This window comes from Pseudomonas sp. JS425, from assembly GCF_018223845.1.
GTDB classification, from domain to species: domain Bacteria; phylum Pseudomonadota; class Gammaproteobacteria; order Pseudomonadales; family Pseudomonadaceae; genus Aquipseudomonas; species Aquipseudomonas asiatica.
Genome location: NZ_CP073661.1, coordinates 6,136,371 through 6,163,241 on the forward strand (window position 1 = coordinate 6,136,371; position 26,871 = coordinate 6,163,241).

General features: G+C 63.5%; 27 protein-coding genes. 18 read left to right on the top strand and 9 right to left on the bottom strand.

Annotation, left to right across the window (positions count from 1 at the left end):
- Positions 1 to 134: 134 nt before the first annotated feature.
- Entirely contained in the window at positions 135 to 815 is a 681-nt protein-coding gene (radC, locus tag KDB76_RS28240; protein ID WP_023661279.1) for a DNA repair protein RadC, read from the bottom strand.
- Between the two features lie 128 nt (positions 816 to 943).
- Here radC and coaBC point away from each other — a divergent pair, with 128 nt between their 5' ends.
- The 4 genes from coaBC (at position 944) to argB (ending at position 5,064) form a co-directional block, all read left to right on the top strand.
- Positions 944 to 2,155 (top strand): bifunctional phosphopantothenoylcysteine decarboxylase/phosphopantothenate--cysteine ligase CoaBC, encoded by a 1,212-nt coding sequence (coaBC, locus tag KDB76_RS28245; protein WP_003253409.1) that lies wholly within the window; start codon positions 944 to 946, stop codon positions 2,153 to 2,155.
- A gap of 5 nt (positions 2,156 to 2,160) precedes the next feature.
- Positions 2,161 to 2,616, top strand: coding sequence for a dUTP diphosphatase (gene dut / locus KDB76_RS28250; RefSeq protein WP_023661280.1), 456 nt, complete (start codon positions 2,161 to 2,163; stop codon positions 2,614 to 2,616).
- Between the two features lie 111 nt (positions 2,617 to 2,727).
- Positions 2,728 to 4,128 carry a phosphomannomutase/phosphoglucomutase gene (locus KDB76_RS28255; protein ID WP_024087915.1) on the top strand — a complete coding sequence of 467 codons (1,401 nt, stop codon included), beginning with the start codon at positions 2,728 to 2,730 and terminating at the stop codon, positions 4,126 to 4,128.
- A gap of 30 nt (positions 4,129 to 4,158) precedes the next feature.
- Entirely contained in the window at positions 4,159 to 5,064 is a 906-nt protein-coding gene (gene argB, locus KDB76_RS28260; RefSeq protein WP_003258198.1) for an acetylglutamate kinase, read from the top strand.
- A 174-nt stretch (positions 5,065 to 5,238) separates the two neighbouring features.
- Here argB and pyrE read toward each other — a convergent pair whose 3' ends face one another.
- Positions 5,239 to 5,880: an orotate phosphoribosyltransferase gene (gene pyrE / locus KDB76_RS28265; RefSeq protein ID WP_003253405.1), complete on the bottom strand. Its 642-nt coding sequence runs from the start codon at positions 5,878 to 5,880 to the stop codon at positions 5,239 to 5,241.
- 80 nt (positions 5,881 to 5,960) lie between these two features.
- Here pyrE and KDB76_RS28270 point away from each other — a divergent pair, with 80 nt between their 5' ends.
- A complete protein-coding gene (locus KDB76_RS28270) occupies positions 5,961 to 6,740 on the top strand; it encodes an exodeoxyribonuclease III (protein WP_003253401.1) in 780 nt (259 codons plus the stop codon).
- A gap of 29 nt (positions 6,741 to 6,769) precedes the next feature.
- Here the strand turns inward: KDB76_RS28270 and KDB76_RS28275 are convergent, their stop codons facing one another.
- Together KDB76_RS28275 and rph are read right to left on the bottom strand one after the other, a co-directional pair.
- On the bottom strand, positions 6,770 to 7,138 hold the full coding sequence (locus KDB76_RS28275; protein ID WP_003258195.1) for a DUF4870 domain-containing protein: 369 nt from the start codon (positions 7,136 to 7,138) through the stop codon (positions 6,770 to 6,772).
- A 23-nt stretch (positions 7,139 to 7,161) separates the two neighbouring features.
- Positions 7,162 to 7,884 carry a ribonuclease PH gene (rph, locus tag KDB76_RS28280; RefSeq protein ID WP_013974792.1) on the bottom strand — a complete coding sequence of 241 codons (723 nt, stop codon included), beginning with the start codon at positions 7,882 to 7,884 and terminating at the stop codon, positions 7,162 to 7,164.
- A gap of 228 nt (positions 7,885 to 8,112) precedes the next feature.
- Here rph and KDB76_RS28285 point away from each other — a divergent pair, with 228 nt between their 5' ends.
- On the top strand, positions 8,113 to 8,976 hold the full coding sequence (locus tag KDB76_RS28285) for a YicC/YloC family endoribonuclease (RefSeq protein WP_024087916.1): 864 nt from the start codon (positions 8,113 to 8,115) through the stop codon (positions 8,974 to 8,976).
- A gap of 13 nt (positions 8,977 to 8,989) precedes the next feature.
- The gene (gene gmk / locus KDB76_RS28290; protein ID WP_024087917.1) at positions 8,990 to 9,610 is read left to right on the top strand and encodes a guanylate kinase; all 621 of its coding nucleotides are present in this window, start codon (positions 8,990 to 8,992) and stop codon (positions 9,608 to 9,610) included.
- Positions 9,611 to 9,681: 71 nt separating this feature from the next.
- Here gmk and KDB76_RS28295 read toward each other — a convergent pair whose 3' ends face one another.
- From KDB76_RS28295 to KDB76_RS28305, 3 genes are all read right to left on the bottom strand, one after another.
- Positions 9,682 to 11,223: an APC family permease gene (locus KDB76_RS28295; protein WP_013974795.1), complete on the bottom strand. Its 1,542-nt coding sequence runs from the start codon at positions 11,221 to 11,223 to the stop codon at positions 9,682 to 9,684.
- A 113-nt stretch (positions 11,224 to 11,336) separates the two neighbouring features.
- Positions 11,337 to 12,110, bottom strand: a complete 774-nt coding sequence (locus tag KDB76_RS28300) for a gamma-glutamyl-gamma-aminobutyrate hydrolase family protein (protein WP_023661934.1) — start codon at positions 12,108 to 12,110, stop codon at positions 11,337 to 11,339.
- 4 nt (positions 12,111 to 12,114) lie between these two features.
- The gene (locus KDB76_RS28305; protein ID WP_024087918.1) at positions 12,115 to 13,497 is read right to left on the bottom strand and encodes a glutamine synthetase family protein; all 1,383 of its coding nucleotides are present in this window, start codon (positions 13,495 to 13,497) and stop codon (positions 12,115 to 12,117) included.
- A gap of 207 nt (positions 13,498 to 13,704) precedes the next feature.
- Between KDB76_RS28305 and KDB76_RS28310 the strand changes: the two genes are divergently transcribed.
- From KDB76_RS28310 to KDB76_RS28330, 5 genes are all read left to right on the top strand, one after another.
- Complete coding sequence (locus KDB76_RS28310) at positions 13,705 to 14,577, top strand: LysR family transcriptional regulator (protein WP_013974798.1); 873 nt, start codon at positions 13,705 to 13,707, stop codon at positions 14,575 to 14,577.
- 261 nt (positions 14,578 to 14,838) lie between these two features.
- Complete coding sequence (gene rpoZ, locus KDB76_RS28315; RefSeq protein ID WP_003253383.1) at positions 14,839 to 15,102, top strand: DNA-directed RNA polymerase subunit omega; 264 nt, start codon at positions 14,839 to 14,841, stop codon at positions 15,100 to 15,102.
- Positions 15,103 to 15,161: 59 nt separating this feature from the next.
- Entirely contained in the window at positions 15,162 to 17,270 is a 2,109-nt protein-coding gene (gene spoT, locus KDB76_RS28320; protein WP_013974799.1) for a bifunctional GTP diphosphokinase/guanosine-3',5'-bis pyrophosphate 3'-pyrophosphohydrolase, read from the top strand.
- Positions 17,271 to 17,293: 23 nt separating this feature from the next.
- Positions 17,294 to 17,674, top strand: coding sequence for a RidA family protein (locus KDB76_RS28325; protein WP_009684531.1), 381 nt, complete (start codon positions 17,294 to 17,296; stop codon positions 17,672 to 17,674).
- A 58-nt stretch (positions 17,675 to 17,732) separates the two neighbouring features.
- A complete protein-coding gene (locus KDB76_RS28330; RefSeq protein ID WP_013974800.1) occupies positions 17,733 to 18,464 on the top strand; it encodes a hypothetical protein in 732 nt (243 codons plus the stop codon).
- 130 nt (positions 18,465 to 18,594) lie between these two features.
- Here the strand turns inward: KDB76_RS28330 and KDB76_RS28335 are convergent, their stop codons facing one another.
- Positions 18,595 to 19,452 carry an SDR family oxidoreductase gene (locus KDB76_RS28335; RefSeq protein ID WP_023663581.1) on the bottom strand — a complete coding sequence of 286 codons (858 nt, stop codon included), beginning with the start codon at positions 19,450 to 19,452 and terminating at the stop codon, positions 18,595 to 18,597.
- A gap of 190 nt (positions 19,453 to 19,642) precedes the next feature.
- Between KDB76_RS28335 and exbB the strand changes: the two genes are divergently transcribed.
- The 6 genes from exbB (at position 19,643) to KDB76_RS28365 (ending at position 26,362) form a co-directional block, all read left to right on the top strand.
- Complete coding sequence (gene exbB / locus KDB76_RS28340; protein WP_013974802.1) at positions 19,643 to 20,617, top strand: tonB-system energizer ExbB; 975 nt, start codon at positions 19,643 to 19,645, stop codon at positions 20,615 to 20,617.
- A 3-nt stretch (positions 20,618 to 20,620) separates the two neighbouring features.
- Complete coding sequence (exbD, locus tag KDB76_RS28345) at positions 20,621 to 21,049, top strand: TonB system transport protein ExbD (protein WP_023661960.1); 429 nt, start codon at positions 20,621 to 20,623, stop codon at positions 21,047 to 21,049.
- The gene (locus tag KDB76_RS28350) at positions 21,046 to 21,777 is read left to right on the top strand and encodes an energy transducer TonB (protein ID WP_015272339.1); all 732 of its coding nucleotides are present in this window, start codon (positions 21,046 to 21,048) and stop codon (positions 21,775 to 21,777) included. Before exbD ends, KDB76_RS28350 begins: the two co-directional genes overlap by 4 nt.
- 94 nt (positions 21,778 to 21,871) lie before the next feature.
- Positions 21,872 to 22,798: a hydrogen peroxide-inducible genes activator gene (locus KDB76_RS28355; protein WP_013974805.1), complete on the top strand. Its 927-nt coding sequence runs from the start codon at positions 21,872 to 21,874 to the stop codon at positions 22,796 to 22,798.
- A 3-nt stretch (positions 22,799 to 22,801) separates the two neighbouring features.
- Positions 22,802 to 24,880: an ATP-dependent DNA helicase RecG gene (gene recG, locus KDB76_RS28360; RefSeq protein ID WP_024087919.1), complete on the top strand. Its 2,079-nt coding sequence runs from the start codon at positions 22,802 to 22,804 to the stop codon at positions 24,878 to 24,880.
- 78 nt (positions 24,881 to 24,958) lie between these two features.
- Positions 24,959 to 26,362 carry an aminoacyl-tRNA deacylase and HDOD domain-containing protein gene (locus KDB76_RS28365; RefSeq protein ID WP_023661961.1) on the top strand — a complete coding sequence of 468 codons (1,404 nt, stop codon included), beginning with the start codon at positions 24,959 to 24,961 and terminating at the stop codon, positions 26,360 to 26,362.
- 126 nt (positions 26,363 to 26,488) lie between these two features.
- On the opposite strand, the gene KDB76_RS28370 is transcribed toward KDB76_RS28365, so the two are convergent.
- Positions 26,489 to 26,863, bottom strand: a complete 375-nt coding sequence (locus KDB76_RS28370; RefSeq protein WP_003258183.1) for a helicase — start codon at positions 26,861 to 26,863, stop codon at positions 26,489 to 26,491.
- Positions 26,864 to 26,871 lie beyond the last annotated feature (8 nt).

The following is a 26,871-nucleotide window of genomic DNA, read 5'->3' on the forward strand; positions in this document are numbered from 1 at the left end:
GCCTGCACCGGCCTCTTCGCGGGTAAACCCGCTCCCACAGGGACCGCGCCAACTTTCAACATGGCGCTATCCCTGTGGGAGCGGGTTTACCCGCGAAAGGGCCGGTACTGGCAGCACAAAGCTCCAGTTTTCCATCAGGCCACAATCCACCCATGCTCGACCATCGACAGCGGCTCCCCGTCACCGATGATGATGTGATCCAGCACCCGCACATCGATCAACGCCAGCCCCCGCTTCAACGACAGGGTCAAATGCACATCGTCCTGGCTGGGCTCACTGTTGCCCGAGGGGTGGTTGTGGCACAGGATCAAGGCCGCTGCGTTATGCAGCAATGCCCGCCGCACCACTTCCCGCGGGTAGACGCTGGCCCGATCTATCGTGCCTCGGAAGAGGATTTCAAACGCCAACGGCCTGTGCTTGGTATCGAGAAAGAGGCACCCGAACACCTCGCTGACTTCATGTCGCAGCATCGCTTTCAAATAGCGCCTCACCGTTGCCGGGCTGTCCATCGCGGATTCACGCTCAATCGAAGTTGCAAGGTGCCTGCGCCCGATCTCCAGCAGCGCCTGCAGCTGGCTGTACCTCACCGGGCCCAACCCAAGCTCGCCGACGAAGGCCTCTCGGTCGGCCTCCAGCAACTGGCGCAACCCCCCGAACTTCACGAGCAGACCTCGCGCCAGCTCCACGACATTGCGCCCTCGCACACCTGAACCGAGAAATACAGCCAGCAATTCCGCGTCCGTCAGGCTTCCGGCCCCGCGCTGCAGCAACTTCTCCCTCGGCCGCTCTGCAGCCGGCCACTCCCTGATATTCATCCCGCTCCTCTGCCCTTGCTGCGGCCCATTTCGGCCCTGTGTTAATCTATTTCGCCTCGTACATGCGACGTTCCGCCGCAGGCATTTTCAAACGTCGTCGCCCGCTCTCACTGGAAAAAGGCAAGCCTATGCAGCGGCTGTATCGCAAGCGCATCGTTCTCGGCGTGGGTGGCGGCATTGCCGCCTACAAAAGCGCCGAACTGATTCGCCGACTCCTGGAGCACGGCGCGCAGGTGCGCGTCGTCATGACCCGTGGTGGTGCAGAGTTCATCACCCCGCTAACCCTGCAAGCGCTGTCAGGCCACCCGGTGCACATGGACCTGCTCGACCCTGCCGCCGAAGCGGCCATGGGCCACATCGAACTGGCCAAGTGGGCTGACCTGGTGCTGATCGCCCCGGCCACCGCCGACCTCATGGCGCGCATGGCCCAAGGCATGGCCGACGACCTGCTGACCACCTTGGTACTGGCTACCGATGCCACTGTCGCCGTGGCCCCGGCCATGAACCAGGCCATGTGGCGCGACCCGGCCACCCAGGCCAACCTCGAACTGCTCAAGAGCCGGGGCATCCAGGTGTTCGGCCCAGCGTCCGGCAGCCAGGCCTGTGGCGACGTCGGCCTGGGCCGCATGCTCGAAGCCACCGACCTGGCCTGGTGTGCCGCGGAAAGCTTCAAGCGCCAGGCCCTGACCGGCAAGCACGTGCTGATCACTGCCGGCCCGACCCAGGAAAACATCGACCCGGTGCGCTACATCACCAATCATAGCTCCGGCAAGATGGGCTTCGCCTTGGCTGAAGCGGCCGCCGAAGCCGGGGCTCGGGTCACCCTCGTCACTGGCCCGGTGCACCTGCCGACCCCCGACCGGGTCAGCCGTATCGACGTGGTCAGCGCGCGGGACATGCTCGCGGCCTGTGAAGCGGCCATGCCGTGCGACCTGTTCATCGCCTCTGCGGCGGTTGCGGACTACCGCCCGGAAGTCGTTGCCACGCAAAAACTGAAGAAAGATCCTACGACCGGCGACGGCATGCTGCTGCAGATGGTGCGCAATCCCGATATCCTTGCCACCATCGCTGGCCGCGCCGACCGCCCGTTCAGCGTCGGTTTCGCCGCCGAGACCGAGCACTTGCTCGATTACGCCACGCGCAAGCTCAAGGACAAGAACCTCGACCTGATCGTCGCCAATGATGTGGCCAACCCCAGCATCGGCTTCAACAGCGAGGAAAACGCCTTGACCGTGATCGACCGCCAGCAGCACCAGACCCTCTTCGCGCAGACCAGCAAGGGCAAGATTGCCCGGCAACTGGTCGCCTTCATCGCCGAACGACTCAATCAGGTTCAATAAGTTACATGCACGCTCTTCAAGCCAAGATCCTCGACCCACGCCTGGGCACCGAATTCCCCCTGCCGCAGTATGCCACCCCCGGCTCCGCCGGCCTGGACCTGCGCGCCCTGCTCAAGGAAGACACCATCCTCGAGCCAGGCCAGACCCTGCTGATCCCCACCGGCCTGTCGATCTACATCGGCGACCCTGGCCTGGCGGCGGTGATCTTGCCGCGCTCGGGCCTGGGCCATAAGCACGGCATCGTGCTGGGCAACCTGGTCGGGCTGATCGACTCGGACTACCAGGGCGAGTTGATGGTGTCGTGCTGGAACCGCGGCGACACACCGTTCACCATCGCCGTTGGCGAGCGCATTGCCCAGCTGGTGCTGGTACCGGTGGTACAGGCCCATTTCGACATCGTCGAAGCGTTCGATGAAAGCCAGCGCGGCGCTGGCGGCTTCGGCCATTCCGGCAGCCACTGAGCCGAGAAATGACCGTTCAGGCCAAGGATGGCGAACTCTCTGGCGAAACCACCGTCCAAGCGTTCAGTTTGCGCCTGCCCAGAAAGCCTTTGACTAATGGAGCTTCCAGAGATGAACGACATGGCCCACCTGGTCCCCGCCGCACTGCCAGACAGCATTTTCCGCGCGTATGACATTCGCGGCGTGGTCGGCAAAACCCTTCACGCCGAAACCGCCTACTGGATCGGCCGCGCCATCGGCGCGCAGAGCCTGGCCCAGGGCGAACCGCAGGTTTCGGTCGGCCGCGATGGCCGCCTGTCCGGCCCGATGCTGGTCGAACAGCTGATCAAGGGCTTGGTCGATGCCGGCTGCCAGGTCAGCGACGTCGGTCTGGTGCCCACCCCCGCCCTGTATTACGCAGCCAACGTGCTGGCCGGCAAGTCCGGCGTGATGCTGACCGGTAGCCACAACCCGTCTGACTACAACGGCTTCAAGATCGTCATCGCTGGCGATACCCTGGCCAACGAACAGATCCAGGCCCTGCTGACCCGATTGAAAACCAACGACCTGACCCTCGCCGAAGGCCGCGTGGAAAAGGTCGAGATCCTTGACCGCTACTTCCAGCAGATCGTCGAGGACGTGAAGCTGGCCAAGAAGCTCAAGGTGGTCGTGGACTGCGGCAACGGTGCCGCCGGCGTGGTCGCGCCGCAACTGATCGAAGCCCTGGGCTGCGAAGTGATCCCGCTGTTCTGCGAAGTCGACGGCAACTTCCCCAACCACCACCCGGACCCGGGCAAGCCGGAAAACCTCGAAGACCTGATCGCCAAGGTCAAGGAAACCGGTGCCGACATCGGCCTGGCATTCGACGGTGACGGCGACCGCGTCGGCGTGGTGACCAACACCGGCAGCATCGTCTACCCCGATCGCCTGCTGATGCTGTTTGCCCAGGACGTACTGTCGCGCAACCCGGGTGCCGAGATCATTTTCGACGTGAAGTGCACCCGTCGCCTGACCCCGCTGATCGAGCAGCACGGCGGCCGCGCACTGATGTGGAAGACCGGCCACTCGCTGATCAAGAAGAAAATGAAGCAGACCGGCTCGCTGCTGGCCGGCGAGATGAGCGGTCACATCTTCATCAAGGAACGCTGGTACGGTTTCGACGACGGCATCTACAGCGCCGCGCGCCTGCTGGAGATCCTCAGCAAGGCCGGGAAGAGTGCCGAAAACCTGTTCGCCGCGTTCCCGAACGATATTTCCACGCCGGAAATCAATATTGATGTGACCGACGAGGGTAAATTCAGCATCATTGATGCACTGCAACGCGACGCCGACTGGGGCGAAGCCAACCTGACCACCATCGACGGTGTGCGGGTGGACTACGCCCACGGCTGGGGCCTGGTTCGCGCCTCCAACACCACCCCGGTGCTGGTGCTGCGCTTCGAGGCTGACAGCGACGCCGAATTGCAACGTATCAAGGATGTTTTCCGTACCCAGTTGCTGCGGGTTGAGCCTGAGCTGCAACTGCCGTTCTGACCGACTATCTGTTCCTTACAGGAGCCCTGCATGACCCTCGATCGCGATGCCGCTTCCCATGTAGCCGAGGTTTTGTCCGAAGCACTGCCTTACATCCGCCGCTTTGTCGGCAAGACCCTGGTGATCAAGTACGGCGGCAACGCGATGGAGAGCGAGGAGCTCAAGACCGGCTTCGCCCGTGACATCGTGCTGATGAAGGCTGTGGGCATCAACCCGGTGGTGGTCCACGGTGGTGGCCCGCAGATCGGCGACCTGCTCAAGCGCCTGTCGATCGAAAGCCACTTCATCGACGGCATGCGCGTCACCGACTCGGCGACCATGGACGTGGTGGAGATGGTGCTGGGTGGCCAGGTCAACAAGGACATCGTCAACCTGATCAACCGCCACGGCGGCAGCGCCATCGGCCTGACCGGCAAGGACGCGGAGCTGATCCGCGCCCGCAAGCTGACCGTCAGCCGCCAGACGCCCGAGATGACCACCCCGGAAATCATCGACATCGGCCACGTGGGCGAAGTGGTGAGTGTGAACACCGACCTGCTGAACATGCTGGTGAAGGGCGACTTCATCCCGGTGATCGCGCCGATCGGCGTGGGTGCCAACGGTGAGTCGTACAACATCAACGCCGACCTGGTGGCGGGCAAGGTAGCCGAGGCGCTGAAGGCCGAGAAGCTGATGCTGCTGACCAACATCGCCGGCCTGATGGACAAGCAGGGCGAGGTACTGACCGGCCTGACCACCGAGCAGGTCAATGAACTGATCGCCGACGGCACCATCTACGGCGGCATGCTGCCGAAGATCAAGTGCGCGCTGGATGCCGTGCAGGGCGGTGTGAATAGCTCCCACATCATCGACGGCCGCGTGCCGAATGCGGTGCTGCTGGAGATCTTCACCGACAGCGGCGTGGGTACCCTGATTACCAACCGCAAGCAGCGCTGATCGTTAACCTGTCCCGGCCTATTCGCGGGTAAACCCGCTCCCACAGGTACAGCACCGCCTTTGAGGGCTGTGGAGATCCTGTGGGAGCGGGTTTACCCGCGAAGAGGCCGGAACAGGCGACACAAAAAAGGCGACCTTCACAAGAAGGTCGCCTTTTTCATTTACAGGCCCGGATCAGATCCCGTACTGCGCCCGGTAAGCCTCGACCGCCGGCAGATGCTGCTTCAGCTGCGGGTCATCGGCCAGGAACTCCAGCACCTGGGTCAGCGAAACGATGCTGACCACAGGGATACCGAAGTCGCGTTCCACTTCCTGGATCGCCGACAGCTCGCCATTGCCACGCTCTTCGCGGTTCAGCGCGATCAGCACGCCAGCGGCCTTGGCCTGCTGGGCATTGATGATTTGCATGACCTCACGAATGGCGGTACCGGCGGTGATCACGTCGTCGATGATCAGTACGTCACCGGCCAGCGGTGCACCGACCAGGCTGCCACCTTCACCGTGGTCCTTGGCTTCCTTACGGTTGAAGCACCATGGCACATCGAGCTGATGCTGATCGGCAAGGGCCACGGCAGTTGTCGCTGCCAGCGGGATGCCCTTGTAGGCCGGGCCGAACAGCACATCGAACGGGATCTTGCTGTCGACGATGGCTGCGGCATAGCAACGGCCCAGTTCGGCCAGGGCGGAACCGGTGTTGAACAGGCCGGCATTGAAGAAATACGGGCTGGTACGCCCCGATTTCAGGGTGAATTCACCGAAACGCAGTACCCCGCGATCGATGGCAAAACGGATGAAGTCGCGCTGATACGGCTGCATGGATAGTCCCGGACACCACGGATTTAGCTAAATGGGTTGAGCTCGGGTATCATACACGCACGAGATTTTTGGGGCCATTTATGCGGATCATCAGTGTGAACGTAAATGGCATTCAGGCTGCGGCCGAGCGTGGTTTGCTCAGCTGGCTGCAAGCCCAGAATGCCGACGTCATCTGCCTTCAGGATACCCGCGCCTCGGCCTTTGAACTCGATGACCCAGCTTTCCAGCTCGATGGCTATTTCCTTTATGCCTGCGACGCGGAGGTGCCTGCCCAAGGTGGTGTGGCCCTGTATTCGCGCATGCAGCCCAAGGCAGTCATCACCGGCCTGGGCTTCGAGACAGCCGACCGCTACGGGCGTTACCTGCAAGCAGATTTCGACAAAGTCAGTATTGCCAGCCTGCTGCTGCCTTCGGGTATGAACGGCGACGAAGACTTGAACCAGAAGTTCAAGTTGATGGACGACTTCGCCAAGTACCTGGACAAACAGCGTCGCAAGCGTCGCGAATACATCTACTGCGGCTCGTTCTACGTGGCGCAGCAGAAGCTCGATATCAAAAACTGGCGTGACAGCCAGCAGTCGCCGGGTTTCCTGGCGCCGGAGCGTGCCTGGATGGATGCGATCACCGGCGAGATGGGTTACGTCGACGCGCTGCGCGAAGTCAGCCGTGAAGGCGACCAGTACAGCTGGTGGCCGGACAACGAGCAGGCCGAGATGCTCAACCTGGGCTACCGGTTCGACTACCAGATCCTCACCCCGGGCCTGCGCCGCTTCGTGCGCAATGCCCGCCTGCCGCGTCAGCCGCGCTTCTCCCAGCATGCGCCGCTGATTGTCGACTATGACTGGACGTTGACCATCTGAAGGCATGGGGCCGCTTTGCGGCCCCAGCATTATTTGATCGGCCGCCAGATCATCGGGTAGCGATACGGCTTGCCCTCATTCGCCCGCACAGCCGCAATGATGATCAGGATCATCACCGCGACCATTAGCATGGCGAACAGCACCAGCCCGATGAACACGAACATCAGCAGGAAGCAGATGAACCCGGCAATGGTTACGCTGATCTGAAAATTCAGCGCCTCTTTGCCTTGGGCGTCGATGAAAGGGTCTTGCTCGCGCTTGAGGTGCCAAAGCACCAGCGGGCCCAGCAAGTGCCCGAGCGGCACCACCAGGCCCAGCAGCGCGGAGAGGTGGCAGAACATCGCCCACTGCCGGATTTCGGCATTGGGCGGGGTGATCGACAGGTTCGATTCGCTCATGCCCCGCACCTCCCTGGCTGGGTTCAGTCGGCCAGTGCCGCCTGCTGCAGTTCGAAGATCTCGCTCATGCCCTTCTGCGCCAGGGCGAGCATGGCGTTGAAGTCTTCAGGCTGGAACGGCGCACCTTCGGCAGTACCCTGCACTTCGATGAAACCACCGGCGCTGGTCATGACCACGTTCAGGTCGGTTTCGGCGGCGGAGTCTTCCAGGTAGTCCAGGTCGAGCACCGCTTCGCCCTGATACATGCCCACCGACACTGCGGCGATCATGTGCTTGAGCGGGTTGCCGGCCTTCAGGCCACCGCGCTTCTTGATCACCGCCAAGGCATCGCACAGAGCGACCATTGCACCGGTGATGGACGCGGTACGGGTGCCACCATCGGCCTGGATCACGTCGCAGTCGACGTACAGGGTGATATCGCCGAGCTTGCTCATGTCCAGCGCGGCGCGCAGCGAACGGCCGATCAGACGCTGGATTTCCAGCGTGCGGCCACCCTGCTTGCCACGGCTGGCTTCACGCTGGTTACGCTCGCCGGTGGAGCGCGGCAGCATGCCGTACTCGGCAGTCAGCCAGCCTTGGCCCTGGCCTTTGAGAAAGCGCGGCACACCGTTTTCCACGCTGACCGTGCAGATGACCTTGGTGTCACCGAACTCGACCAGTACCGACCCTTCGGCGTGCTTGGTGTAGTTGCGGGTAATGCGGATCGAGCGGAGCTGATCGGCGGCGCGACCACTTGGACGTTTCATCTGGGATACCTGTACTGGGACTTTGAATCTGCCGAGCATTATAGAGCCCACGGCCCGGGGAAGACATGCCTATTGTCGCGCCCGACACAGCCCGTCGCCTTTTCCTGCCGGCCAGGCCACCCGTCGGTAACATGGGTGGATTGGGCGCCAAGGCCCCACTGCGCTACAATCCTGCGCCTTGCAGCCGAGAGGCTCCCACCGTTCATTCATATACGCGAGGTACTCCCCATGGTGCACAGCATGACCGCTTTTGCTCGTGTCGAGCGCGCCGGCAGCCAAGGCACCCTGGTCTGGGAGCTGCGTTCGGTCAACCACCGTTACCTGGAGCCGCACCTGCGCCTGCCCGAGGCCCTGCGCGACCTCGAAGGCGCCGTGCGTGAAGGGCTGCGCCAAGGCCTGTCGCGGGGCAAGGTAGAATGCACCTTGCGCCTCAACGAAGACAGCAACGGCAAACCGCTGAAGGTGGACCGCGAGCGCGCCGCGCAGCTGGTTGCCGCCGCCGAGGAAGTGGCCAGCCTGATCAAGCAGCCGGCACCACTGAACCCGCTGGAGGTGCTGTCCTGGCCAGGCGTGTTGGTGGCCGACGCCAACGATCCGCAGGCATTGAATACCGAAGCCATGGCGTTGTTCGATGAGGCGCTGGCCGAGCTCAAGGCCGGGCGTCAGCGTGAAGGCCTGGAACTGGCCCGGCTGATCAACGAACGCCTGGACAACATGGCCAGCGAAGTCACCACCCTGCGCGCCCTGGTGCCGCAGATGCTGGCAGCACAGCGGCAGAAGATCCTCGACCGCTTCGGCGATATGCAGGCCGAACTCGACCCGCAACGTCTGGAGCAGGAGATGGTGCTACTGGCCCAGAAGAGCGACGTGGCCGAGGAGCTCGACCGCCTCAGCACCCACGTCACCGAAGTGCGCCGCGTGCTCAAGGGTGGCGGTGCTGCGGGGCGGCGCCTCGACTTCCTGATGCAGGAACTCAACCGCGAGGCCAACACCCTCGGCTCCAAAGCCTTCGACCCACGCAGCACGCAAGCGGCGGTCAACCTGAAGGTATTGATCGAACAGATGCGTGAACAAGTACAGAACATCGAGTAAGGCCACCCCGACCATGAAGCACAGCAGCGGCACTCTCTACATCGTTTCGGCCCCTTCGGGCGCCGGCAAGACCAGCTTGGTCACTGCCCTGACCCAGGACGACTCGCAAATCCGCGTCTCGGTCTCGCACACCACCCGCGCCATGCGCCCGGGTGAGCAGCACGGGGTGAACTACCACTTCGTCGTCCACGAGGAATTCAAGGCTCTGATCGACCAAGGCGACTTCCTGGAGCATGCCGAGGTGTTCGGCAACTTCTACGGCACCTCGCGCAGCGCCATGCAGCAGACCCTGAACCAGGGTTACGACCTGATCCTGGAAATCGACTGGCAAGGCGCCCAGCAGGTACGCAAGCTGATGCCGCAGGCTTTGTCGGTGTTCATCCTGCCACCAAGCCAGCAGGCACTGCGCGAGCGCCTGGACGGCCGCGGGCAGGACAGCGAAGAAATCATCGCCGGGCGCATGAAGGAAGCGGTCAGCGAGATGGTGCACTACGACGAGTATGACTACGTGATCATCAACGATGACTTCGACGAGGCGCTGGAGGACTTGAAGGCAGTGTTCCGCTCGAACCGCCTGCTGCTGAACAAGCAGCAACAGCGCAACAGCGGGCTTCTGAAAGAACTGCTCTCCTGAAAGACCCATGGGGCTGCTTTGCAGCCCTTCGCGGGCGTGCCCGCGAAGGGCCGCAAAGCGGCCCCAATCATTTATTCCTGCAATGGCAAGGTAGCCTGCTGACGCAGGGTAGCCCCCAGGAAGTACGCCGGCGCGCGCAGCCGCGACAGCATCATCAGCACGATCCCCAGCACCGAGATGATCGCGGCGATCACGAACACCAGCCCCAGCCCGCCCACATGCGAGCCGCTGCCGAAGTCCGGCGAGGCGCTGTCGATGGCGGTACGCACGAAGATAACCGACAAGATCACCCCACCCACCAGCGGGCACAAGCCGCGCATCAGGAAGTGGCGCAGGCTGTCGAACAGGCTGTGGCGGAAGTACCAGACACAGGCGAAGGCCGTCAGCGAATAGTAGAAGCAGATCATCATGCCCAGTGCAGTGATGGTATCCGCCAACACGTTCTCGCTCAGGGTGCGCATGGTCACGTAGAACAGGCCCGCGGCCACGCCGGCGCAGATGGTGGCGTAACGCGGGGTCTGCGAACGTGGGCAGACGCTGGCGAACTTCTGCGGCACCGCGCCGTAGTAACCCATGGCCAACAGTGTGCGCGCCGGCGACACGAAGGTCGACTGCAGCGACGCCGCGGTACTGGCCAGCACGGCGATGGACATCAGGATCGCCAGCGGCCCCATGACCGGGCCGGCCAGGTGAGCGAAGACGTTTTCCTGGATGCGCGGGTTGTTCAGGCCCAGGCCCTGTTCGCTGATACCAGCAAACTGCAGGGTGGCAATGGCGGTGAACAGGTACAGGCCGAGGATCAGCAGCACGGTCCAGGTGGCCGCCTTGCCCGGCACCTCGTCACTGCCGACCGATTCCTCGCTGACAGTCAGGCACACGTCCCAGCCCCAGAAGATGAAGATCGACAGAGACAGCCCGGCGGCAAAGGCCGAGAAAGATTCGACGCCGAACGGGTTGAACCAGGCGAAATCGAATTCCAGCGGTGGCGGCGCTGTGGTTTCGCCGAAAGCGGCAAAGGCAAAGCCGATCAGCACCAGCAACTGCAGGGCCACCAAGCCATATTGCACCGTCATGGTGGTGGTCATGCCACGGCAGCAGATCCACACCGCCAGGGCGATGAACACGCAACAGGTGGTTATGTTGATGAGCAGGTTGTCGGCCAATGCCGCCAGTTCATGCTTGCCGGTAATCTGACCAAGGAACAGATAGAAGAAGTCGACCGCCACCCCTGCCAGGTTCGACAACACGATGGTGGTGGCGACCACCAGGCCCCAGCCACCGATCCAGCCGATCATCGGACCGAAGGCACGCGCCGACCAGGTAAACGAAGTACCACTGTCCGGCTCCGCCGAGTTCAGTTCGCGGTAGCCCAAGGCTACCAACAGCATCGGCAGGAAGCCGACGATGAATACCGCTGGCAGGTGCGCGCCCACTTCACGCACGGTCGGCCCAAGGGCGCCGGTCAGTGTGTAGACCGGGGCGATGGTGGAAATGCCTAGCACCACGCTGGCCAGCAAGCCCAGCCGGCCGGTGGCCAGGCCCTTGCTGCGCTGGGTGTTGCCCGCGTCGGCCGCCACGTCGGGTGGGCGGCCGGCTTCTGTGTAATTGCTCATGAGTATTTGCCGTAAATTTTGGAATTGTTTTCACAGGCCTTGCGTACAAGGCCCGCTTTCACTCATTGAAAGCTTGCTGCCGGGAACAAGTCATCCGAGACCTTCGGGTGACGTCAGAGTGCCTCCTGCCGTGCGCCCTCCCGTCTTGCATAAGCAAAACAGGCCTCGCGAAACGCCTGGAACAGGCGCAACGAGACCGGGTTTTCGGTAAATCGCCACTCCGGGTGCCACTGCACGCCGAGCACAAAGCCCGGCGCGGCAGGCATGGACACCGCTTCGATCAGGCCATCCGGGGCCCGTGCCTCGACGCGCAGGCCTGGGGCCAGACGGTCGATGCCCTGGCTGTGCAGCGAGTTGACCTCGAACTGCGCCGCCAGGCCCAGGCGCTCGAACAACCCGCCAGGCTCGATGCCGACAAGGTGACGAGGGCCGTATTGCACCTCCAGAGGTGCGTCCTCTGGTTCACGGTGGTCCAGGTAGCCGGGCAGTTCCTGCACGCGCTGGTGCAGGCTGCCGCCCAGGGCCACGTTCAATTCCTGGTAGCCACGGCAAATACAGAACACCGGCACACCGGCGGCAATGGCCGCCTGCAACAGTGGCAGGGTCAGGCGATCGCGTGCCAGATCGTGCCGGGTACCCGCCGCGCTGGGGGCGCCATTGTAATGATGCGGTTCGATATTTGAAGGTGAGCCGGTAAAAACAATGCCGTGCAGACGGGCCAGCAGCGCCTGCGTGTCGCTGCCCCCGTCACGGGCCGGCAAGATCAATGGCAAGCCGGCAAAGCCGGCCGCCTCGACATACTTGTCGCCTACCGTATGCGACGAGTTCTTCCCCACCTGCTGGCGGCAGGCGCTGACACCGATCAAGGGGACCGCATTTGCGCTCATGGGCTTACACCGTGTGCAGGTACCAGTTGTACTCGAGATCGGAAATCGACACTTCGAACTCGGCCAGTTCGCTTTCCTTGCAGGCCACGAAGATATCGATGTAATCCGGGCTGATGTATTGGTTGAGGACTTCGCTGTCGTCCAGCGCGCGCAGGGCATCGCGCAGGTTGTTCGGCAGGCTCTGCTCCAGCTGTTCGTAGGAATTGCCTTCGATCGGTGCCTGCGGCTCGACCTGGTTGGTCAGGCCGTGGTGAACACCGGCGAGGATCGCCGCGAGCATCAGGTAGGGGTTGGCGTCGGCACCGGCCACGCGGTGCTCGAGGCGCACGTTATCGCTGCTATCGGTGGGCACGCGCACGGCCACGGTGCGGTTGTCCAGGCCCCAGCTTGGCGCATTGGGCACGTAGAACTGCGCGCCGAAGCGGCGGTAGGAGTTGATGTTCGGGCAGAGGAAGGCCATCGACGCCGGCATGGTCTCCAGCACACCACCGATGGCATGGCGCAGCGCGTCGCTTTGCAGCGGGTCGTCACTGGCGAAGATGTTCTTGCCGGTTTTCTTGTCCAGCAACGAAATGTGCACGTGCAGGCCATTGCCTGCCTGGCCCGGGTAGGGCTTGGCCATGAAGGTGGTGTCCATCTCATGGTCATAGGCAACGTTCTTGATCAGGCGCTTGAGCAGGATCGCGTAGTCGCAGGCCTTCAGCGGGTCAGCCACGTGGTGCAGGTTGACCTCGAACTGTGCCGGGGCGCTTTCCTTGACGATGGCGTCGGCGGGCAGGCCTTGTTCCTTGGCCGCTTCGAGCATGTCCTGCAGGCAGTCGGCATATTCATCGAGGTCGTCGATCAGGTACACCTGGGTCGACTGCGGGCGTTTGCCGGAAATCGGCGAGCGCGGCGGCTGCGGGCGACCGTTGAGGTTATCCTGGTCGATCAGGTAGAACTCCAGCTCGAACGCGGCGCAGATATCCAGGCCCAGGTCATCGAACTTGCTCACCATCTGGCGCAGTACTTCGCGCGGGTCGGCGAAGAACGGCTGGCCATCCAGTTCGTGCATGGTCATCAGCAGCTGGGCGGTGGGCCGCTTCTGCCACGGCTCGTCCGACAGCGTGCCGGGGATCGGGAAGCAGATGCGGTCGGCATCGCCGATGTCCAGGCCAAGGCCGGTGCTCTCGACGGTGGACCCGTTGATGTCCAGGGCGAACAACGATGCCGGCAGGTTGATGCCCTTCTCGTACACCTTGTGCAGGCTGGCCCGCTCGATGCGCTTGCCACGTACCACGCCGTTCATGTCGGAGATCAGCAGGTCGACGTACTGCGTGTCCGGATGGGCCTGGAGGAAGTCATTCATCTCGCTGGAAGAACTGGCGCACGGGGTTACCGACGTCATGGCTGTACATCCTTTGATTTGCTGCGGCGATGTGGGGGATACGGCTGGCGCCTCACGGGCGACGATGGTTGCAGCTGTTGTTCTTTTCACTTTCCCATCGTGGGGATTGGTTACCCGACCGGGCGCATTGATTCCCGGGGGCCGTTTCACTATAAAATGGCCAAAACGCAACAGACATTGGCAATTCGGCAAGCAGAGCGTGCACCAATGCAATATCAGATTACCCATGCCGACCTCTCCCTGGTCCTGGCCCTGGAACGTGGCCGCTCGCTGGCCAAGGCTGCCGAGTTGCTCAAGGTCGATGTTTCGACGGTGTTCCGCTCGATCCGCCGGCTGGAGTCGGCGCTGGGCACCGCCTTGTTCGTCAAGAGCCGCAAAGGCTACCTGCCGACCGACACCGCCCAGGCCCTGGCCGAGCAGGCCGAACGCGCCGAGCAGGCGCTGGAGGCGGCGCGCATCGCCATGACCAGTGGCGAGCAGGTTGTAAGCGGCACGGTACGACTGACCTGTACCGAAGCGGTGATGCACAGCCTGCTGCTGCCGGCGCTGGCCGAATTCATGCCCAACTACCCGGCCTTGTCGCTGGAGATGGGCACTTCCAACACATTCGCCAACCTCAGCCGGCGCGATGCCGACATTGCCCTGCGCCTGACTAACACGCCACCGGAGCACCTGGTGGGCCGCAACCTGGGGTCCACCTCCTACGTGGTTTGCGGCCAGCCGCAGTGGCGCGAGCGCCTGGCCGAGTCACCTGCCAGCGTGCCGTGGATCGCCCCCGACGACTCGATGCAGGACCACCCCACGGTGGTCTGGCGCAACCAGCAGCACCCGGGGTTGAGCCCGCGCTACCAGTGCAGCGGCATGTCGACCATCGCTCAACTGGTCACGGCCGGGCTCGGCGTGGCAGCGCTGCCGGACTACATGGTGCATGCTCTGCCCGGGGTGGATGCGCTGAGCGGGCCGCTGCCGGGTTGCGACACCCAGCTGTGGCTGCTGACCCGGCCGGACTGCCGGGCGTTGCGCTCGGTGCAGACCTTGTTCGAGGAACTGACCCCGCGGTTGCGTGACGCGATGCTCTGAGGTTATCGTCAGGTTCAAGCGATAGGGTGTCTGTTCCGGCCCTTTCGCGGCTGAAGCCGCTCCCACAGGGTGCGGTGATGAACCTGAGGACAATGCGGTCCCTGTGGGAGCGGCTTCAGCCGCGAAGAAGGCAACACAGGGCTTGAAGGTAACCACCCGACAAAACAGCGCTTCCCTATTGGCTGGTGATTTTTTAAACTATCGAGTCCGCCTGCCCATTATCGGGCTGCACGCCCACCGCAATTGCTACTGAGGAAGACCATGGCCCGCGTAACTGTTGAAGACTGCCTGGAACACGTGGATAACCGCTTTGAGCTGGTCATGCTCTCGACCAAGCGCGCTCGCCAGCTGGCGACCGGCGGCAAAGAGCCACGCGTTGCGTGGGAAAACGACAAGCCGACCGTTGTTGCCCTGCGTGAAATCGCCGAAGGCATCGTCACCAACGAGTTCATCGCCGCTGAAGAGATCGTCACCGAGGATCCGGTGTTCGCCGCGTTCGAGGACGAGAACAACGAGGCTGTCTGATTGATGCCAGGTCGACGTCGCACGGCGCAAGGCCCCCTTCCTCGGCAGGAGGTGAACCCATGCCGGGTATAGAAGCCTTGGCCGAACGGCTGTCGACCTACCTTGGCCCCGAACAGGTCAACCTGGTCCGGCGCGCCTATTTCTACGCCGAACAGGCCCACGATGGGCAGCGCCGCCGCAGTGGCGAGCCCTACGTGACCCACCCGCTGGCCGTGGCCAGCATCCTCGCCGACATGCACATGGACCATCAGAGCCTGATGGCGGCCATGCTGCACGACGTGATCGAAGATACCGGCATCGCCAAGGAAGCCCTCAGCCAGCAGTTTGGCGAGACCGTGGCCGAACTGGTCGATGGGGTCAGCAAGCTGACCCAGATGAACTTCGAGACCAAGGCCGAGGCGCAAGCCGAAAACTTCCAGAAGATGGCCATGGCCATGGCCCGCGATATCCGCGTGATCCTGGTCAAGCTGGCCGACCGCCTGCACAACATGCGCACCCTGGAAGTGCTGTCCGGCGAAAAACGCCGGCGCATCGCCAAGGAAACCCTCGAGATCTACGCCCCCATTGCCAACCGCCTGGGCATGCACACCGTGCGCGTTGAGTTCGAGGACCTCGGCTTCAAGGCCATGCACCCGATGCGTTCGTCGCTGATCCACCGCGCGGTGAAAAGCGCACGCGGCAACCGCAAGGAGATCGTCGCCAAGATCGAACATTCGCTGGCCAACTGCCTGGCCGCCGACGGCATCGAGGGCGAAGTCAGTGGCCGGCAGAAACACCTCTATGGCATCTACAAGAAGATGCGCGGCAAGCGCCGCGCCTTCAACGAGATCATGGACGTGTACGCCTTCCGCATCGTCGTGGACAAGGTCGATACCTGCTACCGCGTACTCGGTGCGGTGCACAACCTCTACAAGCCGCTGCCCGGTCGCTTCAAGGATTACATCGCGATCCCCAAGGCCAACGGCTACCAGTCGTTGCACACCACGCTGTTCGGCATGCACGGCGTGCCCATCGAAATCCAGATCCGCACCCGCGAGATGGAAGAGATGGCCAACAACGGCATTGCCGCGCACTGGCTGTACAAGTCCAACGACGACGAGCAACCCAAGGGCAGCCACGCCCGCGCCCGCCAGTGGGTCAAGGGCATCCTCGAGCTGCAGCAACGTGCCGGCAACTCGCTGGAATTCATCGAGAGCGTGAAGATCGACCTGTTCCCGGACGAGGTCTACGTGTTCACGCCCAAAGGCCGCATCATGGAACTGCCCAAAGGCTCCACGGCCGTCGACTTCGCCTACGCGGTGCACACCGACGTCGGCAACAGCTGCATCGCCTGCCGCATCAACCGCCGCCTGGCGCCGCTGTCCGAACCGCTGCAAAGCGGCTCGACAGTGGAAATCGTCAGCGCCCCGGGCGCGCGGCCGAACCCGGCCTGGCTCAACTTCGTGGTTACCGGCAAGGCGCGCACGCACATCCGCCACGCGCTCAAGCAGCAGCGTCGCTCCGAGTCCATCAGCCTGGGCGAACGCCTGCTGAACAAGGTGCTCACCGGCTTCGACAGCAGCCTGGAAATGATCCCCCAGGAGCGTATCCAGGCCATTCTCGCCGAGTACCGCCTGGAGCTGATCGAAGACCTGCTCGAAGACATCGGCCTGGGCAACCGCATGGCCTACGTGGTCGCGCGCCGCCTGCTGTCGGCCGAAGGCGAGCAGCTGCCGGCACCGGAAGGTCCGCTGGCGATTCGTGGTACCGAAGGGCTGGTGCTGAGCTACGCCAAGTGCTGCACACCGATCCCGGGCGATCCGATCGTCGGCCACCTGTCAGCCGGCAAGGGCATGGTCGTGCACCTGGAAAACTGCCGCAACATCAGTGAAATCCGCCACAACCCGGAAAAGTGCGTACAACTCTCCTGGGCCAAGGACATCACCGGTGAGTTCAATGTCGAGTTGCGTGTCGAACTGGAGCACCAGCGCGGCCTGATTGCCCTGCTGGCCAGCAGTGTCAACGCCGCCGACGGCAACATCGAGAAGATCAGCATGGACGAACGCGACGGCCGTATCAGCGTGGTCCAACTGGTGGTCAGCGTGCACGACCGCGTGCACCTGGCGCGTGTGATCAAGAAGCTGCGTACCCTGACCGGTGTGGTCCGCATCACCCGCATGCGTACGTAGTCCGCCAACCGCAAGGAGTCATCATGAGCAAGACCGTCATCAACAGCGACAAGGCCCCTGCCGCCATCGGCACCTACTCGCAGGCGATCAAGGCCGGCAACACCGTGTACATGTCGGGCCAGATCCCGCTGGACCCGAAGACCATGGAGCTGGTCGAAGGCTTCGAAGCCCAGACCGTACAGGTGTTCGAGAACCTCAAGGCCGTGGCTGAAGCCGCTGGCGGTTCGTTCAAGGACATCGTCAAGCTGAACATCTTCCTCACCGACCTGAGCCACTTCGCCAAGGTCAACGAGGTGATGGGCCGCTACTTCGAGCAGCCTTACCCGGCCCGCGCCGCCATCGGTGTTGCCGCGCTGCCGAAAGGCGCCCAGGTCGAAATGGACGCCATTCTGGTCATCGAATGATGCCCCGGTGACGGGCGCCCTGCCCGTCACCTTCCCTTCTCTGCAAGGTTACCCCGTCATGCGTCAAGCACTGCCCCTCGCGCTGGCAGCCCTGCTTCTGGGCGGCTGCGCCAGCCACAAACCTGAAGACCTGAACGGCACCTGGATCAACCAGAAAGCCATCGATGAGGTGGTCGAAAGCGGCCGCGTTACTCAAACCCTGAACAAACACGGCATTGAGCTCGAATGGAAGCTGGACGTTGCAAGCCAGAAAGCGAGCTTCAGTAACGGCTTCGAAGGCGCGGATGGTCAACTGATCATCAATGAAGACCAATGGCAGATTAGTACCGACGGTGCAGAACCTGCCCGATTGACGCTGCGTGGCGACGAATTGAAAGTGGCAAACCCAACCTTGGGTGAACAGACTTTCGTGCGCGTCAAATCACCACCTGTAGCAAATGCACCGCTAGGCGGCAGCTTCGAGAAGGCGCTTTACCAGGCCTACCTGGGCGGCAACTGGAAGATCGTCGAAGGCCAGGGCAAAGGTGCCAGCGTGCGCTTCGGCGACACCGGCAATGTCACCGGCCTGCCAGGGCCAGACCGTTTCGCCCTGTGCCTGGCGGGTGATTGCGCGACCATGGGTGGCAGCAATGACAGCCTGTGGCTGGAGCGCAACCAGCGTGGCGCGCCGTTCATCCTCAAGCGCGATGGCGACAAGCTGGAGATCTTCCAGGCGGTGAACCGTGCGCAGCCGGATGAAATGCCAGTGTTGGCGGCCGGCAAGCGCCAGTGGGTGCTGGAACTGGACTGAAGCCTGCTGAAATCGTGGTCGAACTCACCGGCCTCTTCGCGGGTAAACCCGCTCCCACAGGCACACCGCCAGGCTTGAATCCAGCGGAGCACCTGTGGGAGCGGGTTTACCCGCGAAGAGGCCGGTAGACTCAGCGCACGCCTTTCAGGATTGCGGCATAGCCTTCCCTGTAACTCGGATACACCGGCGCCCAGCCCAACGCCCGCGCCCGGGCATTACTGCAGCGCTTGCTGCCGGTACGCCGCACCCGCTGCTCATCCGACCACTCGGTTACCCCCATGTACGCCCGCAGCCAGGCCACCACATCGGCCAGCGGCGCCGGGTCGTCGTCGACTCCGATGTAGCAGTCGTCGAGCACCTTGCCGTCGGCATCGGCCTGCAACAGGAACGCCAACAGGCTGGCAGCATCCTCAGCATGGATGCGGTTGCCATACAGCGGTGGCTCCTCGGCCACGCGATAGCCCTGGCGCACCTGACTGAGCAGCCACTCGCGGCCGGGGCCATAGATGCCGGTCAGGCGCACCACGCTGGCCGGGATGCCGCTGGCCAGCGCCAGCCGCTCAGCCTCCAGCATCAACCGCCCGGAATAACCTTCAGGCTCGGTGGCCGCGCCTTCTTCGATCCATTCGCCGTCCTTCTGTGCATACACGCTGCTGCTGGACACGAACAGCAGCCGTCGTGGGCATTGCCCGCGCTCGGCCAGCCAACCCAGCACATGGCGCAAACCGTCGACATAGGCTGCCTGGTAACCCGCTTCGTCGTGCTGGCTGGCCGCCACGCAATACACCAGGTAGTCCGGCGCGCGCTGCGGCCAGGTGTCGGGAATCGATGGCTCGGACAAGTCCGCTGCCACCGGCACGACCCCCGCAGGCAACTGCCCGACCGAGCGACGCAGGCCGCTCACCTGCCAGCCGCGCGCAAGCATCTGCCGGGCAAGACGCCCGCCTACATCACCACATCCCACCACCATCACGGAAAGGTCTGACATCTCTAAACTCCCTAGACCAATTGATCAGCCCGACCACGCTACACGATGGATGGCTAGACCATAGGCGAAAAAAGCAACAAGATTACTTTTGTTAACAAGAATTACTTGCAATAATGGCCGCCAAATTGTTCTCGGCCTACCTCGAGGCCTTGGAGAACGTTAACTTCATTCTTCATCAGGTCCGGCCAGCATGACACGTACTCAACCTTCCGCTTCGCCAACCCCGTCGCGCGCCTGGCGCGCCATCGCCGCGCTGACACTCAGCCTGGTGCTGGCCCCGGTGGCCATGGCCGATGAGCCAACCGCCAATGCTGCCGCGCCTGCTGCCGCTACCGCACCGGCTGCTCCGGCAGTTGCTCCAGCCGCAGCACCGGCTGGCGGTGCAGTTGCCGCCACCCCGGTTGATGCCCCGGTCGCTGCAGACCCGAGCGTCGAGGCTCTGGTTGAAGACACCTCGCTGGGCATGGCCCACGACCTGTCCCCTTGGGGCATGTACAAGAACGCCGACGTGGTGGTGAAGGCGGTGATGATCGGCCTGGCCATCGCCTCCATCATCACCTGGACCATCTGGATTGCCAAAGGCTTCGAGCTGATGGGCGCCAAGCGTCGCCTGCGTGGTGAAATCGCCCTGCTGAAGAAATCCGCCAGCCTCAAGGAAGCCAGCGACGTTTCCAACAAGGAAGGCACCCTGGCCCACACCCTGGTCCACGACGCACTCGAAGAGATGCGCCTATCGGCCAACGCCCGCGAAAAAGAGGGCATCAAGGAGCGCGTCAGCTTCCGCCTGGAGCGCCTGGTACACGCCAGCGGTCGCACCATGAGCAGCGGCACCGGCGTACTCGCCACCATCGGCTCCACTGCGCCATTCGTCGGCCTGTTCGGTACCGTATGGGGCATCATGAACAGCTTCATCGGCATCGCCAAGACCCAGACCACCAACCTGGCCGTGGTTGCCCCAGGTATCGCCGAAGCCCTGTTGGCCACCGCCCTGGGTCTGGTCGCCGCAATTCCGGCCGTGGTCATCTACAACGTCTTCGCCCGCTCCATCGCCGGCTACAAGGCCCAGGTGTCCGACGCCTCCGCCCAGGTGCTGCTGCTGGTCAGCCGTGATCTGGACCACCAGGGCAGCGAGCGTGTTGCCCCGCACATGGTGAAAGTGGGGTAAGCCATGGGCCTGCATCTCAACGAAGGTGGCGACGACCTCGCCGAGAACCACGAAATCAACGTTACGCCGTTCATCGACGTGATGCTGGTGCTGCTGATCATTTTCATGGTCGCAGCCCCCTTGGCCACGGTCGACATCAAGGTCGACCTGCCGGCCTCGACCGCCAAGCCGGCGCCGAGGCCCGAGAAACCGGTGTTCGTCAGCGTCAAGGCCGACCAGAAGCTGTACGTCGGTGACGATCAGGTCCCTGCCCCCGACCAGTTTGGCCCGATGCTCGATGCCAAGACCAAGGGCGACAAGGAAACCACCATCTTCTTCCAGGCTGACAAAGGCGTGGATTACGGTGACCTGATGGAAGTGATGAACAACATGCGCGCGGCCGGCTACCTGAAAGTCGGTCTGGTAGGTCTAGAGACGGCAGCCAAGAAATGACAAGAACGCGCTCGAACATGGCGCGCTACGGTGGCAGCCTGGCGATCGTGCTGGGCGTGCACGTGGTCGCCGTGCTGCTGACGCTCAACTGGTCGGTGCCCCAGGCCATCGAACTGCCACCGGCAGCCATGATGGTCGAGCTGGCGCCGTTGCCGGAGCCTGCGCCACCACCGCCCCCGAAAGCGGCGCCGCAGCCACCGGCACCGGTCGAGGAACCGCCACTGCCAAAGCTCGCCGAAGCACCCAAGCCCAAGATCGCCATTCCCAAGCCGCCCAAGCCAAAGGCCAAGCCACAGCCGCCCAAGCCCGAGAAAAAGCCTGAGCCGCCGAAGGAAGCACCGCCGACCGAACAAACGGTAGACGCACCGCCCAGCAACACGCCACCGCAGAAGTCCGCGGCACCGGCACCGAGCATTGCGTCCAACAGCAAAGCCCTGCCGACCTGGCAGAGCGACCTGCTGCGTCACCTGGCCAAGTACAAGCGTTACCCGGAAGACGCGCGCCGTCGCGGGCTGCAGGGCATAAACCGCTTACGTTTCGTGGTCGACGCCGAAGGCAAGGTGGTGTCGTACTCCATGGCCGGAGGTTCGGGTAGTGCCGCTCTGGACCGGGCGACCCTGGAAATGATCCGTCGGGCCGGCACGGTACCCAAGCCGCCACCCGAGTTGCTGAACAATGGCACGATCGAAGTCGTGGCCCCGTTCGTCTACTCGCTGGACCGCCGCTGAGACTTTTGTTTCTGTCACAAATCGGCAAGTCTGATAACGTGCGTCTATCGATTGCAGCCGCTATGCTGGGCTCGCAACTTCATGGACGCACGTTATGACCCTCACAGAATTACGCTACATCGTCACACTCGCCCAGGAACAGCATTTCGGGCATGCCGCCGAACGCTGCCACGTGAGCCAGCCGACCCTGTCGGTCGGTGTGAAGAAGCTCGAGGATGAGCTTGGCGTGTTGATCTTCGAGCGCAGCAAGAGCGCGGTCCGCCTGACCCCAGTCGGCGAAAGCATCGTCGCCCAGGCGCAGAAGGTACTGGAGCAGGCCCAAGGCATTCGCGAGCTGGCCCAGGCCGGCAAGAACCAGCTGACCGCCCCGCTCAAGGTCGGTGCCATCTATACCGTCGGCCCGTACCTGTTCCCGCACCTGATTCCGCAGCTGCACCGCGTGGCACCGCAGATGCCGCTCTACATCGAAGAGAACTTCACCCACGTACTGCGCGAAAAGCTGCGCAACGGCGAACTGGACGCGGTGATCATCGCCCTGCCGTTCAACGAAGCCGACGTGCTGACCCTGCCGCTGTACGATGAGCCGTTCTGCGCCCTGATGCCGGCTGACCACCCGTGGACAGCGAAAAAGACCATCGACACCGCAATGCTCAACGACAAGAGCCTGTTGCTGCTCGGTGAAGGCCACTGCTTCCGCGACCAGGTACTGGAGGCCTGTCCAACGCTGAACAAGGGCGGTGAAGGCTCCAAGCACACCACGGTGGAGTCCAGCTCGCTGGAAACCATCCGTCACATGGTGGCCTCGGGCCTTGGCGTGTCGATCCTGCCGCTGTCGGCGGTGCACAGCCACCACTACGCCCCCGGTGTCATCGAGGTTCGCCCACTGACCGCACCGGCACCATTCCGCACCGTAGCCATCGCCTGGCGCGCCAGCTTCCCGCGGCCGAAAGCCATCGAGATCCTCGCCGACTCGATCCGCCTGTGCTCGGTCGCCAAAGCCCCTGCGGAACAACCGGCCTGAGTCATGAGTGAGCTGTCGAAGGTCCCGGTGACGGTACTCAAGGGGGTTGGCGAGGCCATGGCGGAGAAGCTCGCCAAGGTCGGCCTGGAGAACCTGCAGGACGTGCTGTTCCACCTGCCCCTGCGCTACCAGGACCGCACCCGCGTGGTGCCGATCGGTCAACTGCGCCCTGGCCAGGACGCGGTGATCGAGGGCGTGGTCAGCGGCGCCGACGTGACCATGGGCAAGCGCCGCAGCCTGGTGGTGCGCCTGGGTGACGGCAGCGGTGTGCTGAGCCTGCGCTTCTACCACTTCAGCAACGCGCAGAAGGAAGGCCTCAAGCGTGGCACCCACCTGCGCTGCTACGGCGAAGCACGCCCCGGCGCTTCGGGCCTGGAAATCTACCACCCGGAATACCGGGCGCTGAACGGCGACGAACCGGCGCCACCGGTCGAGCAGACCCTGACGCCGATCTATCCGTCCACCGAAGGCCTTACCCAGCAACGCCTGCGGCTGCTTTGTCAGCAGAGCCTGGGCCTGCTGGGCCCGCGCAGCCTGCCGGACTGGCTGCCCGACGAACTGGCCCGGGACTACCAGCTGGCGCCGCTGGACGATGCCATCCGCTACCTGCACAACCCGCCGGCCGACGCCGACCTCGACGAGCTTGCCGAAGGCCAGCACTGGGCCCAGCACCGCCTGGCCTTCGAAGAGCTGCTGACCCACCAGTTGTCGCAGCAACGCCTGCGTGAAAGCCTGCGCAGCCTGCGCGCGCCAGTGCTGCCCAAGGCCCAGCGCCTGCAGGCACAGTACCTGGCCAACCTGGGTTTCCAGCCGACCGGCGCACAGCAGCGAGTGGCCAACGAAATTGCTTACGACCTCAGCCAGCATGAGCCAATGATGCGCCTGGTGCAGGGCGATGTGGGTGCCGGCAAGACCGTGGTCGCCGCCCTGGCCGCGCTGCAGGCCCTGGAAGCCGGCTACCAGGTGGCCCTGATGGCGCCCACCGAGATCCTCGCCGAACAGCACTTCATCACCTTCAAGCGCTGGCTCGAACCGCTGGGCATCGAAGTCGCGTGGCTGGCCGGCAAGCTAAAGGGCAAAGCCCGGGCAGCCGCCCTGGAGCAGATCGCCAATGGCGCGCCAATGGTGGTCGGCACCCATGCGCTGTTCCAGGAAGAGGTGAAGTTCAAGCACCTGGCCCTGGCGATCATCGATGAACAACACCGTTTTGGCGTGCAGCAACGCCTGGCCCTGCGCAAGAAGGGCGTGGCCGGGGAATTGTGCCCGCACCAGCTGATCATGACCGCCACGCCCATTCCGCGCACCCTGGCCATGAGCGCCTATGCCGATCTGGACACCTCGGTGCTCGACGAACTGCCACCCGGACGCACCCCGGTGAACACCGTGCTGGTGGCCGATAGCCGCCGCTTCGAAGTGGTCGAGCGGGTGCGCGCCGCCTGCGCCGAAGGGCGCCAGGCCTACTGGGTGTGCACACTGATCGAAGAATCCGAAGAGCTTACCTGCCAGGCCGCCGAAAGCACCTACGAGGAGCTGGGCAGTGCCCTGGGCGAGCTACGGGTGGGGCTGATCCACGGGCGCATGAAGCCGGCGGAAAAGGCCGAGATCATGGCCGAGTTCAAGGCCGGCAACCTGCAGTTGCTGGTCGCCACCACGGTCATCGAGGTGGGCGTGGACGTGCCCAACGCCAGCCTGATGATCATCGAGAACCCAGAGCGCCTGGGCCTGGCACAGCTGCACCAGTTGCGTGGCCGGGTTGGCCGGGGCAGCGCCGTCAGCCATTGCGTGCTGCTGTACCACCCACCACTGTCGCAGATCGGCCGCGAGCGGCTAGGGATCATGCGGGAAACCAACGACGGCTTCATCATCGCCGAAAAGGACCTGGAGCTGCGTGGCCCGGGCGAGATGCTCGGCACCCGCCAGACAGGCCTTTTGCAGTTCAAGGTCGCCGACCTGATGCGTGACGCCGACCTGCTGCCGGCCGTGCGCGACGCCGCCCAGGCCCTGATCGCACGCTGGCCGGAGCACGTCAGCCCGCTGCTCGATCGCTGGCTGCGTCATGGCCAGCAATATGGCCAAGTGTGACGCTGGTCCCATAATGGATCCAGATTTGCCCAGAGGCTGGTTATACTTCGCGTTTAAAGGAATCAGTGGATACGGACCATGACTGAAGTTGCCCTGGACACCGCAACCCCACACGCTCCCTCGGTCATCCGGCTGCTGCTCGACAAACTCGGCGTGGCCTACCGCGAGGTGGTCGAACATCCGCACCTGCCGGCAGCGTCGCGGGTACAGGCCGTGCTGCTCGACGACGAGGTCGGCGCCCTGATGGTGCTGTTCCCGCAGAGCCAGCTGCTGGACCTCAACCGCCTGGCCGAACTGACCGGTCGCAAGCTCACTGCGGTGTCGGTGCCGCGCCTGAAGCAGATGCTGGACAAGCACCAGCTCAAGGCCCTGCCAGGCATTCCGGCGCTGACCAGCTCGCCGTGCCAGTACGAAAAGAGCCTGCTCGACGCCGAAACCGTGTTTATCCAGTCTGGCGAAGCCGGCCTGCTGCTGGAAATCGAACGCGCGCACTTCAAGCGCATGCTGGTCAAGGCCAGCGCCAGCAGCTTCGGCCAGGAAGTCGAGGCAATCAGCCCCAACCTCGACCGCCCCGATGATGACACCCGGGAAATCACCAACGCCGTCCAGGCCTTCACTGCCCGGCGCATCCAGAAGCGCCTGGAAGAAACCATCGAAATCCCGCCGCTGGCCGACACCGCGCAAAAGATCATCAAGCTACGGGTAGACCCCAACGCCAGCATCGACGATATCACCGGCGTGGTCGAAACCGACCCGGCGCTGGCGGCACAGGTGGTGAGTTGGGCGGCATCGCCCTACTACGCCTCACCTGGCAAGATCCGCTCGGTGGAAGACGCCATCGTGCGTGTGCTGGGCTTCGACCTGGTGATCAACCTGGCCCTGGGCCTGGCGCTGGGCAAGACCCTGAGCCTGCCGAAAGACCACCCGCAGCAAGCCACGCCGTACTGGCAGCAGTCGATCTACACCGCCGCGATCATCGAAGGCCTGACCCGCGCCATGCCACGGGCCGAGCGCCCCGAGGCCGGCCTGACCTACCTGGCCGGGCTGCTGCACAACTTTGGCTATTTGCTGTTGGCGCACGTGTTCCCGCCGCACTTCTCACTGATCTGCCGCCACCTGGAGGTCAACCCGCACCTGTGCCACACCTATGTGGAACAACACCTGCTGGGCATCAGCCGCGAGCAGATCGGTGCATGGTTGATGAAGCTGTGGGACATGCCGGAAGAACTGTCCGCCGCACTGCGCTTCCAGCACGACCCGGCCTATGACGGCGAGTTTTCGGCGTTCCCCAACCTGGTGTGCCTGGCTACACGATTGCTACGCTCGCGGGGGATTGGCTCGGGGCCACAGCAGGAGATTCCAGACGAATTGCTGGAACGGCTGGGGATTACCCGGGACAAGGCCGAGGATGTGGTGAACAAGGTGCTCGAAGCAGAGAGCCTGCTGCGTGAGCTGGCTTCGCAGTTCCACGCACCTCACTGACATGATTGGCCCCTGTGGGAGCGGGTTTACCCGCGAAGATCGCGACGCGGTGCATGGCACCGGCGTTGCCGGTGTTCGCGGGTAAACCCGCTCCCACAGGGTATGAGTCAGCAGGCCTATTGAGTTTCAGCCCTTCTTCTTCGGCTTCAGGTACTTCATCAACCCCTGGAACCACATCACCAGCGCCGGGTTGCCCTTGATCTGGATGTGCTTGTCCTGAATCCCCTGCATGAACGCCAGTTGCTTGTTACCTGCCTGCATGGTGGTGAAACCATAGGCAGCGTCCTTGAAGGCGATGGCGAACGCTGGCTGCGGGTGCGCACCGCCCTTGCTGCTGATGCGTTCGTTGTTGACTATGAAGTGCCGGGCGACCTTGCCGTCCAGGGTCTGCATCTGGAACACCAGGTCCTTGCCCTTGAGCTGCTGCTGGAAAGCCGGGTTGTTGCGGCTGGCCCTGGCCATCAACAGCCCCATGGCCCAGAGAAGAAAGCGGAACTTCATCAACGCGC